General features: G+C 71.1%; 6 protein-coding genes and 1 pseudogene. All 7 read right to left on the minus strand.

Going from position 1 to position 11,990, the window contains the following annotated elements:
- Nucleotides 1-157: 157 nt before the first annotated feature.
- The 7 genes and pseudogenes from NBZ85_RS19110 to NBZ85_RS19140 all read right to left on the minus strand — a co-directional run bounded on the left by NBZ85_RS19110 (nucleotide 158) and on the right by NBZ85_RS19140 (nucleotide 10,999).
- Complete coding sequence (locus tag NBZ85_RS19110) at nucleotides 158-1,423, minus strand: ABC transporter substrate-binding protein (protein WP_261558201.1); 1,266 nt, start codon at nucleotides 1,421-1,423, stop codon at nucleotides 158-160.
- 118 nt (nucleotides 1,424-1,541) lie between these two features.
- Entirely contained in the window at nucleotides 1,542-1,736 is a 195-nt protein-coding gene (locus NBZ85_RS19115; RefSeq protein WP_261558200.1) for a ferredoxin, read from the minus strand.
- Nucleotides 1,733-2,980, minus strand: coding sequence for a cytochrome P450 (locus NBZ85_RS19120; protein ID WP_261558199.1), 1,248 nt, complete (start codon nucleotides 2,978-2,980; stop codon nucleotides 1,733-1,735). Before NBZ85_RS19120 ends, NBZ85_RS19115 begins: the two co-directional genes overlap by 4 nt.
- A 175-nt stretch (nucleotides 2,981-3,155) precedes the next feature.
- Nucleotides 3,156-3,833, minus strand: coding sequence for an ABC transporter ATP-binding protein (locus NBZ85_RS19125; RefSeq protein ID WP_261558198.1), 678 nt, complete (start codon nucleotides 3,831-3,833; stop codon nucleotides 3,156-3,158).
- On the minus strand, nucleotides 3,830-7,711 hold the full coding sequence (locus NBZ85_RS32745) for an ABC transporter permease subunit (RefSeq protein ID WP_261562341.1): 3,882 nt from the start codon (nucleotides 7,709-7,711) through the stop codon (nucleotides 3,830-3,832). Before NBZ85_RS32745 ends, NBZ85_RS19125 begins: the two co-directional genes overlap by 4 nt.
- A gap of 103 nt (nucleotides 7,712-7,814) precedes the next feature.
- A pseudogene (locus NBZ85_RS33830) lies at nucleotides 7,815-9,260 on the minus strand (ABC transporter substrate-binding protein).
- A 515-nt stretch (nucleotides 9,261-9,775) separates the two neighbouring features.
- Nucleotides 9,776-10,999, minus strand: a complete 1,224-nt coding sequence (locus tag NBZ85_RS19140) for an ABC transporter substrate-binding protein (RefSeq protein WP_261558195.1) — start codon at nucleotides 10,997-10,999, stop codon at nucleotides 9,776-9,778.
- Nucleotides 11,000-11,990 lie beyond the last annotated feature (991 nt).

The raw sequence follows: 11,990 nt of genomic DNA on the forward strand, positions 1-11,990 counted from the left end.
CCCGCCAGCCCCGCCGGCCCCCGCGCCGGTGTCCTGAACCGGCGCGGAGAACGCGAAGGGCCGGACCGATCCCCACTACAGGGGTCGGCCCGGCCCAGGGGCGCGCCGGGCGCGGCCGGCTACCGTCGGGTCCCGCGGACGGGACCCGACGGGACGATTACTTCGCGCCGGCGGCGAGGATCTTCTGGCCGTCGTAGGTCTTGCCGGTGGCGTAGAAGGTCTTCTTCGCCGGGTCCCACCGCTGGCCCAGCAGCGTGTTGTTGAACAGCCGGGTCAGGCCGGGAACCGCGTTGGGCTTGGTGAAGTCCAACGGCGGGACCAGCTGCACGTTCAGGCCCTTGGTCTGGTTGAGCTGCGCGAGCAGGGACTTGGCGGTGAGGTCGCCGGTGACCTTCTTGCCGACCTGCTCGACGATCTGCACGGCCAGCCAGCCGCCGATGGTGGAGGTGACGTGGCGCAGGTTCTTCGCCGCGTCCTTGTCGCCGGCGGCGAAGTCCGCGTCGAGCTCGGACTGCAACCGGGTCAGCTCCGGGTACTTGGCGCTCTGGTTGAACAGCGGGAAGGCGCCGACGGCGTAGAAGTTCTTCGCGGCGGGCCCGAGCTTGACCAGGTTCGCGTCCGAGATGGTGCCCGCGGCGTTGCAGTAGCTCAGTTTGTTCCCGCCGGCCTGGATGAGGCTGATGGCGCTGGGCTCGGCCAGGCCCGTCGTGACACCCTGCGCGCCGGCGTCGGTGACCCGGGCCACGATCGGGGCGTAGTCACTTGTCGTGGGCGCCACCTTGATCTCCTGGGTGCCGACACCGGCGGCCTTGCCACCGAGCCCGGCCAGCACCCCGAGGCGGGAGGCTGCGGAGATGTCGTAGTTGACGACACCCAACTTGCTGATCTTCGCGGAGTCCTTGAGCAGCTGCGGGCAGGCCGCCTCGGAGTACGTCGACGCCGGCTGGTAGACGAAGCTGATCTTCGAGGTGAGATCCGAGCCGTCACCGGCGACCCCGGAGCTGCCGATGCTGGGGACCCCGCCCTTCTCCAGGATGGCGTTGATGCCGCCCGCGGTGCTGAAGGCGGAGACGACGGCGAGGTACTTGCCGTTCACCGCCTTGCGCGCGCAGGCCTCGCCGGCCGCCTGGTCGTTCTTCGAGTCGCACACGTCGACCTGCACGAGATGGCCGTTGATGCCGCCGCGCTTGTTCAGTGCACGCGCGGCCGCCTTCGCCGCCCCGGCCTGCTCCGGGAAGTTCGTCGCCGGCGTCGTCAACGGCACGATCGACATCAGCTTCACCGGGCTGCCCTTCGGGCCTGCCGGTGCCGGTGCCGGTGCCGACTTCCCCGTCGTGTTCCCCGTCGTGTCCGACGAACCACACGCGGCCAGGGCCAGCGTGACCCCCACCGCCAGCGCTGCCATCGCGCTTCTGGACCGCATTGTCTTCCTCATCTCTCGCCCGAACCCACTCACACTCGTGCCCTCGTCCGTCCATCTGCCCGCCGTCGTCCCACCGGCCGGCCCCCGCGGGGCCGGCCGGGTTCGGCGGCCGGGATGCTCACACCCCGTCGAGCAGCACGGCCCGCTCCGGGCACGACTCCGCCGCCCGCCGGGCCAGCTCCACCCGGTCGGCCGGCACGTCCGGGACGGTCACCTCGCCGTAGCCGCTGTCGTCGTCGGTGAACAGCTCGGGGGCGAGGTCGTAGCATCGCCCGTGTCCCTGGCAGCGGGTGGTGTCGATCTCGAGCTTCATGCCTGCGCCCCGGCCGTCGGCCAGCTCAGTGCAAGCGAGTCCAGGCCGCGCAGGGTGTTGCCGTTCCAGGTGATGCTCGCCCCCGGCGCCAGGGAGTACTCGGGGATGAGCCGGTGCCACTCACGCACCACGGTGCGCAGCTCCATCCGGGCCAGGTGGGAGCCCAGGCAGCGGTGCGGACCGCCGCCGAAGGCCAGGTGCCGCTTGTCGTCCCGGTCGAGGTCGACGATGCCGGCGCGCGGGTCCGCGTCCGGGTCGAGGTTGCCCGACGCCAGCATGGCGTGGACCATCTCCCCCTTCTTGATCGGGCAGCCGGCGATCTCGGTGTCCCGGGTGACGATCCGCGGGACGGCCATCACCGGCGTCTCCCAGCGCAGCAGCTCCTCGACGACGGTCGGGATCGTCTCCGGGTTGGCCACGATCGAGCGCCGCGCCTCGGGATGCTCCAGCAGGTAGGCGAGGATGCAGGTGAGGCTGATGGTGACGGTGTCCAGCCCGGCCATCATGAGCATGAAGCAGATCCCGAGCAGTTCCGGCTCGGTCAGCGCCCGGCCCTCGATCTCGGCCCTGAGCAGCTCGGTGATGAGGTCGTCGCGGGGCTCGGCACGCCGCTGCGCGAGCACCGTCCCGAACAGGGTGAACACCTGCGTGCCGGCCTCGACCTGGATGCGCGTGATCTCTTCCGGGTCGTCGGCGAGCGACTCCGGACGGATGATCGCGTCCTTCATGTGCAGCAGGGCCGGCAGGTCGGACTGCGGCAGCCCGAACAGGGTGAGGAACACCGAGCAGGGCAGCGGGACGGCGAGGTCGGTGGCGAAGTCGCAGGTGCCGTTGTCGAGGAAGCCCTCGATCGTGGCGACCGTGTTCGCGACGACCTCGGCCTCCAGCACGGCCATCCGCCGCGGGGAGAACAGGGGGTCGAGGATGCGCCGGTACTTGGCGTGGTCGGGCGGGTCGACACCCATCGGGATGGCCGGCAGCGGGCTGTTCATCAGCTCGGGGATGAGGTTGGAGAACACCTCGGGATTGCGCAGGACCGCGTCGATGTCGGAGCGGCGCAGGATCTGGATCCAGCCCTCGTGCCCCTCGTCGTAGTCCACCGGGCACTGCGCCCGCAGCCGGGAGAAGTAGGCCCGGGGGTCCTCGGCCCGCTGGCGTTCGAACTCGACCCAGTCCAGCGTCTTGGCCCGCAGGCCATGGCCGCCGTAGGCGGGCGCCGCCGCGCCCGCGGTGTCGTCTGGCATCTGGCTGTTCCTCCAGGATCGATTGGAGCGTCCCGCCCGGGCACGGACAGGACGGGCACCCGGCGGCGCGCCCCGCTGGGAAACGGCGGCGCGGGCGGGCTGGCTCACTCGGGTAGGCGGGGTCTGGCCGCGGGCGGATCCGGGCTGGCAGCCGAAGCCGGGCCGGCGGGCGGGATCAGGTGAGGTAGCCCTGCTCGACGAGTGCCGGGTCCGCGCGGGCCTCGGCTGCCGGCCCCGACCAGCGGATCCGTCCGCGGCTGAGCACCACGGCCCGGTCGGCGACGCGCAGCGCCGCGCGGACGTGCTGCTCGACGAGCAGGACGGCGAGCCCGTCGTCGGCGGCGGCGCGGATCGCGCCGAGCAGGCGGGCCACCACCTGCGGCGCGAGACCGAGCGAGAGCTCGTCGGCGAGCAGCGCCACCGGCCGGCGGGCCAGCACCCGGGCGAGGGTGAGCAGCTGCTGCTGGCCGCCGGAGAGCAGGCCTGCGCGGCGGTCGAGATGCTCGGTGAGCTCGGGGAAGTCGGCCTGCACGGACTGCGGGTCCACCCCGCCGATGCGCAGGTTCTGACGGACGGTCAGCGACGGGGTGACGGCCCGTTCCTCCAGCACCACACCGAGGCCCTGGCGGGCCCGTCGGTGCAGCGGCGCCGTCGTCGGCTCACCCTGCCAGGTGACGATCCCATCGCTGGGGGTCAGGGCGCCGGCCAGCGCCATCAACGTGGTGGTCTTGCCGGCGCCGTTCGGCCCGAGCAACGCCACCACCTCCCCACGGGCCACCTCGAGGTCGAGACCGGCCACCACGGGTCCGGCGCCGTACCCGACAGCAAGCTGGCGGCATCCGACGACGCTCACCTGGCACCTCCAGCCACCGGCGGCATCGCCGCCGCCTCGCCCACGGTCGCTTCCGCGGTGGGCGGATCATCGGTAGGCGGATCATCGGTTGACGGATCCTCGGTTGGGGCCTCATCGGCCGGGGCGCCGGTGGCCGGCGGCTCGTCCTCGGCGGCCCCGCCCGCGGCCGGCTCGCCCGGCGCGTCCTCACCCACGACAGCCGCCGTGTCGTCGCCCGCACGGTCCTCCGCCGCGGTCTCCGCCAGGGCCGGCTCGCCCACCACCACGGGCTCGTCCACCACGGGCTCGTCCACCACGACCGCTTCACCCGTCGCCGCCGGCTTCTCCGCGACGACCGACTCATCCACCACGGCCGGCACAGCCACGACAGCCGGCTCGTCCGCGACAGCCGGCTCATCCGCGGCAACCGGCTCATCCGCGGCAACCGGTTCACCCGCCGCTACCGGTTCCTCGGGGACAGCCGGTTCTTCCGCGACAGCCGAATCGTCCGCCGTAGCCGACTCATCCTGTGCGGCACCCGCGGGTTCGACGAGCTGCTGCGGCACCGCCGGCTCGTCCTTCTCCGCCGTGGCGGTCGCCTGCGGCTTATCGTCCGAGACGGTCACGGCGTCGGCGGCCGACTCGTCGGCGGCCGGCTCCTCGGCGGCCGGCTCCTCGGGGGTGCCGAGGTAGGCGGCGATCACCGCGGGATCGGCCTGGATGTCCGCCGGTACCCCTTCGGCGATCTTGCGGCCGAATTCGAGGACCACCAGACGGTCGCAGACCCCCATGACGAAGGGCATGTCGTGCTCGATGAGCAGGACGGCGATCCCCCACTCGTCCGCCAGGCGGCGAACGAGGGCGGCGAGCTCGGCGCTTTCGTGTTCGTCGAGCCCGGCGGCCGGCTCGTCGAGGAGCAGCACGGACGGTGCGGTGGCGACGGCGCGGGCGATGGCCACCAGCCGCCGACGCCCGTAGGACAGCGCCGACACCTGGGTGTCGAGCGTGTCGGCCAGGCCGAACTCGCGGACCGCGGCTTGGGCCGGTGCGCTCAGCGGCCGGTTACCCGGCCAGACCAGCCCGGTGATGTAGGCCGCGAGGTCGCGTGGGTCGCTGGCGGCCCGCAGGTTCTCCGCGACGGTGAGGTCCTCGAACAGTTCGAGGTTCTGGAACGACCGGCTCACCCCGGCCCGTACCCGGCGGTGCGCCGGCAGCCCGTCCAGGCCGGTGTCGCCCACCCGGACGGTGCCCGTCGCCGTCGGCGCGTATCCGGTGATGGCGTCGACGATCGTCGTCTTCCCGGCGCCGTTGGGTCCGATGAGCCCGACGACGGTGCCCGGTGCCACCTCGAAACCGACGCCGTCGACGGCGACGACCCCGCCCCAGCGCACCGTGATGCCCTCGACGGTCAGCGTCGCCGGACGCACCCGCAGCGGCTCCTCGGCCGTCACGACCACCTCGGCCGTCACGACCACCTCGGCCGTCACGACCACCTCGGCCGTCACGACCACCTCGGCCGTCTCAACCGTCTCGGCCGTCTCGGCCGTCTCAACCTGCTGCGTCACCTGCGGCCCTGCCGAATCCGCGCTAGCCCCCGTCGCGACGGGCCCGGCGCTCGTCGAAGCATCGACGGCGACGGAATCGGCAGCGACGGCACTGGCGACGACGGCATCGACCGTGACGGCGTCGACCGTGACGGCGTCGACCGCGACGGCAGCAGCAGCGGGGCGCCCGAGCCGAGCGGCAACCGAACCGGGCAGCGGCAGGCGGCCTCGACCGGCCAAGCCACCGGCGAGGCCGGTCCCGCCGGAGCGGATCAGCACGAGCAGCAGGATGATCCCGCCGATCAGTGGCAGGTAGCGGTCGAACTCGCGCAGCCAGTCGGTGAGCCGGGACCCGAACAGTACGCCGAGTGCCGCGAAGGCGACCAGGGCGCCGGCCGGCAGCCAGCGCGACCACCGGGCCGAGCTCACCCGCCGGGACCGCTCGACCTGGCCGCGGGCGAGCCCGCCGATCCCATAGCCGACCAGGCCGGCGAGCACCGCTCCGACGACGCGGGGCAGCGCGGTGGAACCGCCGAAGCGGTCGGACAGCCAGCCGGCGAACTGCTGGCCGAGGGTGCCGGGGGCGAGCAGGGCGCCGATCCCGGCGCCGCTGATGTAGCCGACGCCGCCGACGACGGCGTAGGCGACGACGAGGATGCCGGTGAACGGCAGGAAGTCACCGTCGTCGTAGCTGATGTTGCGGTCGGCGAAGGCGAGCAGTACGCCGCCGAGCCCGGCGATGGCCGCGGACAGCGCGAAGGCGTAGATCTTCGCCGCGAACACGCTGATGCCCAGTGACGCCGCCGCCCGCTCGTTGGTGCGTACCGCGATGAGCCGCCGCCCGGCGCGCCCGCGGCGCACCGCGGACACCGCGAGCCCCGCGAGCAGCAGGAAGATCAGCGCCAGGGTGGCGTAGGCGCGCGGATCGTCGGTCCGGTCGACCGGGATGCCGAGAAAGTGCAGCGGCGCGTCGGCGGTGGCCACGACGGTGCCCTGCTGGTTGAGCACGTCCCCGAAGACCGAGGAGGTCTGGCCGTCCACGGGGGGTGAGGAGTAGCCGCGCTGGAACAGGATCGCGCTGACGGTGACGCCGAGGCCCAGGGTGACGACGGCGAGCTGCAGGCCGCGGGTGCGCAGCGCCGGCAGCGCGAACAGCACGCCGACGGCGGTGGTGGCCAGCACGCCGATCAGCAGTGCGGCGGCGAACGGCCAGCCCTCGGCCGCCACCAGGCGTCCCGCGATCAGCGCGGCGATCCCGGCGAGCGCGCTCTGGGCCAGCGAGAGCTGCCCGGCGTAGCCGACGAGGACCACCAGCGACAGCAGGATCAGCGCGTAGCCGGACTGGATGGCGACCGCGTTGACCCACTCATCGGGCAGCACCAGCCAGACGAGGGCTATCAGCAGGGCGAACCCGCCGATGAGCACCGGCAGGTTGATTGCCCCGGAGCCCAGTGGCGGGCGGTCCTCGGCCTGGTGGGAACGGTCGGGGATGCCGGCGCCGCGCGCGACGAGCAGCACGACGATCACGAGGACCGGCAGGGCGCTGTCCAGGCCCTGCGCCCAGTCGTGCGGGCCGGTCAGGTGCACCTGGAGCTGCAGTTCGACCAGCGCCAGCAGCAGGCCGCCGACGACCACGAGCGGGAACGAGCGGAACCCGGCGGCCAGCGCGACCGCCAGCGCCGGGACGACCAGCAGGACCAGGCTCGTCGACGACAACGGGTTCTGCAGGGGCGCGAGCAGGATGCCCGTGACACCGGCGAGCACCCCGCCGCCGAACCAGCAGGCCCCGGCGACGGCGTCGGCCGACCAGCCCAGGGTCGCCGCCGCGGCCGGTCCCTCGGCCACCGCGGTGGTCACCGCCCCGGCGGTCGTGTACCGGAAGAACGCCCACAGCGCCGCGACCAGGACGAGGACGACGCCGAGGCGGACGAAGACGTGCACCCCGACCGGCTTGCCGAACACCCCGACGACGGACTGCGGCAGGAACGACGGCACCGAGCGGCTCTGGCCGCCGAAGGCCAGCACGACCGCGGCCTGCAGGACGATGAGCAGGCCCAGCGTGGCGACGACCCGGTTGAGCGGCGCGGCATGGCGCATCGGCCGCAGCACGGCCGCGTGGAACAGCAGGGCGACCGCCCCGGTGAGCACGACGACGACGACGGCGGCGAGCGCGGTCGGCAGCCCCCACCCGTCACCGGCCTCGTGGAACAGATAGGCCGCGAACATCACCAGCGCGCCCTGCCCGAGGTTCAGCACTCCGGAACCCCGGTGGATCAGCAGCAGACCTGCCGCCACGAAAACATACAGCGCACCGGTCCCAAGACTGATGACGGCGTATCCGAGAAAGCTGCCCACAGCATCACCCCAGCCCGAACTCTAGCGAGTTCGATCCTCACCGATAACCGGTCGGATAATTTCTCGACTCCATCACATCAACGCGCGGGCCCGACTTCCCGCATCATTGGCCGGTGTCGAAGCGTTGGCCGCAGAGCGGCTGCGGGCTCACGACCTCGAAACGGTCACCGCCTGCGGCGACCCGGACGAAGTCGAAGCACCGGTCGAGCTGGCCCTGATCGGTAGCGTAATTGATCTTGTTCACCATCATTCCGTCGGCATCGTAGTCGGTCACCCCGCGCAGGCCCTTCATGTAGGACTCCCGGGTAGGACAGCCGTGCTGGGTCCTCAGGCCACGGATGAACAGGTCCGCGCTCAACCAGCCGATGATGGCGCTCTACTGGCCCGGCGGGGAGACCTCCGGGGAGTAGGTCGCCATCGCCTGCAGGAACCGGCGCTGGACCGGCCGGTCGCGCTCCAACGCGGCGTAGGAGAGCGACGCGTAGGTGCCGGCGAGCTGCCGGCCGTAGGGGGCGAGCAGGCGCGGGTCATAACTGACGGCGGACGCGGCGACCTTGAACGGGTGCCCGGCGGCGACCGCCGCGTCCAGGACACCGGTGTAGATGTCGAGCGGCGCCGCGGCGATGATCGTGTCGACCCCGGAGGAGATGATCTTGCGAGCGACGTCGGCGGTGTTGGTGCCGTCGACGTCCTGGCTGACCGCGTCGATGCCCGCGTGCTGCAGGCTCTTCGTCACGCCGTCCGCGTAGAGTTTGGCGGTCTCACTGAGAAAGCTGACGACCACCGCGGCCTTGGTGCCGCCCTGCTGGCGGACGAAGTCGCCGAGCGTCGTCGTGCTCTGGCCCGTCTGGTTCGTCAGGATGACGGTGAAGGTGTTGCGGTGCGACGCCCAGCCGGGCTGGTCGGCGGCCCCGAGCACCGGCACTCCCGCCTTGTCGAGGTAGGCGATGGACTGTTGGGACACCGCGGTGTACTGGACGACGGCGAAGGCGTTCTGGGCGACCAGCTCCCGGGCGCCCTGCAGGTTGCCGCTGGGGTCGGACTCGTCGTCCTGCCAGCCAGAGATGATCTTTCTGCCGTCGACGCCGCCGGTCGCGTTCTCCGCACCGAACCGGGCGGTGACACCGGCCCGGAAGCCGGTGAACTGGGCGGCCATCACGCCGGTGTCCGGATAGAGCAGACCAGCCTTGATCGAATCCTTGGTCACGCCGGGGGCGCACGAACCGGACGCGGCATTCGCGCTGCCCGAGGAATCACCGGAACTACAGGCCGCCAGCAGTGTCATCGCAGCGATCGTCGCTACGCCCAGCCTCGTACGCCACACCCGTTCAAGCCGCCTCTCGATCGCGCCGAGGCTTCCCGAGCCCGCGACTGACCGCTCTGTGCTGATGAATTTCCGATCCCGGCCACGCATGCGTGATCGGGGTCGGCGAACGAACTCGCCGCGAGAACTGTCATCGCCGCGTAGCACGTCAACGTCTACCAGATCAGTGCGAACGACTTGTTCACGTTCGGCACGGCAGTCAGTACAGGTCCGATCCTCCGACATCTTCACTGGAGATCACAGATTCAGTCGACGGAAACCTACCAGGGGGAAGCCACACCAGAACCAACCGGGGGGTGCTCTCCGCATCCCTTCCGCACCCTTAGCCTCGCCTCAGGAAATTCACAACGATCCCCGCCCAGCCTTCTCCGTGGCGTGTCAGCGACGCACACCCGAGTGTTGACACAGAACCACCCAACACCCAACCACACTCCCATTCTGCATACGGATCATCTCGGGAGAAACAACGTTCGGCGGATCGGGGACGACGATCCGCCCCCGAATGACGTGGTCGCCCCCGGGGATTCGCCGGCCCCCCGACCCCTCGGCCGCACGGCGCGCGGGCTCGCGACGTGGGGCGATCGGTCAACGCCGCCGCCCGCCACCGCCGCCGCCACATTCGGCGGACCGAATCCAGAGACTCGGTACGGATCCGCGCCGGTGGTGAGGGAAGTCACAGTCGACCCCGCCTCGCCGCGACGTAACCCCGATCAGGGCGCGGCGCAACCGAGGCGGCCTCATCAGCCCGCCTCGATGCGTGCTCCACAGAGGGGCTGAGGGCTGACGACCTCGAAATGGTCACCGGTCTTCGCGATCCGGACGAAGTCGTAGCAGAGGTCGAGCTGGCCCTGATCCGTCGCGAAATTGATCTTATTGACCATCATTCCGTCGGCATCGTAGTCGGTCACCCCGCGCAGGCCCTTCATGTAGGACTCCCGGGTAGGACAGCCGTGCTGGGTCCTCAGGCCACGGATGAACAGGTCCGCGCTCAACCAGCCGTCGATGGCGCTCTGCTGGCCCGGCGGGGAGATCTCCGGGGAGTATGTCGCCATCGCCTGCAGGAATCGCCGCTGGACCGGCCGGTCGCGTTCGAGGGCCGCGAAGGAGAGCTGGGCATAGCTGCCGGCGAGCTTCTGGCCGTAGGGGGCGAGCAGGCGCGGGTCGTAGCTGACGACGGAGACGGCGACCTTGAACGGGTGCCCGGCGCTGACCGCGGCATCCAGGACGCCGGTATAGAGGTCGAGCGGCGCCGCGGCGATGATGGTGTCGGCACCCGAGGCGATGATCTTTCGGGCGACGTCCGCGGTGTTGGTGGTGTCGACGTCCTGCGTGACGACATCGATGCCGGCGTGGCGCAGGCTGGCGCTGACGCCGTCGGCGTAGAGCTTGGCCGTCTCGCTGAGGAAGCTGATGGCCAGCGCGGCCTTGGTGCCGCCCTGCTGGCGGACGAAGTCGCCGAGCGTCGTGGTGCTCTGGCCGGTCTGGCTGGCGAAGGTGACGCTGAAGGTGTTCTGGTGCTGGCCCCAACCGGGCTGGTCGGCCACCCCCACGACGGGCACGCCCGCGGAGTCGAGGTAGTCGATGGACTGCTGGGAGACGGCGGAGTACTGGACGACGGCGAAGGCGTTCTGGGCGACCAGCTCCCGGGCGCCCTGCAGGTTGCCGCTGGGGTCGGACTCGTCGTCCTGCCAGCCAGAGATGATCTTTCTGCCGTCGACGCCGCCGGTCGCGTTCTCCGCACCGAACCGGGCGGTGACACCGGCCCGGAAGCCGGTGAACTGGGCGGCCATCACGCCGGTGTCCGGATAGAGCAGACCAGCCTTGATCGAATCCTTGGTCACGCCGGGGGCGCACGAACCGGACGCGGCATTCGCGCTGCCCGAGGAATCACCGGAACTACAGGCCGCCAGCAGTGTCATCGCGACGACCGCCGTCCCGATGACCCTCGTCCGCCACACCTGCATAACCCACCTTTCCGTCACGCCGAGGGGTCTACCCGAGCCCGCATCCGGACCGCTGCGTGCCAACGCTTTTCGCGCTCTCGCCGACAGGCCCGGGATTGTGCTCGTCCGGCTGCCTGTGCCCCGAAGACCGCCATCGTCCGGTAGCGCACCGACCCCTATCAGATCGATGCGGACGACGCGCTGTGGCAACACTGCGGTCAGGACAGGTTCGATCCTCCGGCATCTTCACCGAAGAGCACCTCTTCGGCGGCGGAAACTTACAGGGCCGAGCTGCCGCGGAACTAACCGGGGGGTGCTCTCCGCTTCCGCTGCGAGCCCTCCGGATGACCGCGCACGCATTCACGCGGCCCTGCTCGCGGGCCGCCGCACGCAGGAGAAGCGCTACCCACTCCGGCGGGGCTCCGTGATAGCGATGCGAGCATGATGGATACCCAACTTGTCTACTATCAATCTCCATATGAACAACGTTAGGAGCACCACGGATCACCTCTCGGCAAAGCGACCCGTGGCCGAACCGGGCGCCGCCGGCCGTCCCGCCGACGGACCGCGGAGGCGGTCGGCAGGCCCGCACCGTGCGCAGATATGCAGAGGCAGTGAGCGAAGTCATACCTGGCTCCCCCCCTCGTTCCGGCGTATCCAGGGGTTGGGGCCGCCGGCTGCCACCCCGGGGTCCGATGCCCCGATCGGCCCGTTGACCTGCCATTGACACGGATTTAGTGTGGAAGCGTGCAGCTCACCCCGTGGTCTACCGTCGGCGCGTCCGCGTGTGCCTCCGTGGAGGGTCAAGACGACCAGCCACGTCTGCGGCGCCGGCGTCACGTCGACTTCGGGCACAGCAACAGCGATCTCTGTCGCCCCTGCCGCTGAGTCACCCCACCCCGCGAGTGCCCGCGCCAGCCCACAGGGAAGGCCCGGCTCGATCCCGCGCGGATGCCGCGCCGCGATCATTGCTACTGCGGTGAACATCCCGGGCGCCCCGGCCGTACCGAAC

This window comes from Frankia tisae, assembly GCF_025403405.1.
Taxonomy (GTDB): Bacteria; Actinomycetota; Actinomycetes; order Frankiales; family Frankiaceae; genus Frankia; species Frankia tisai.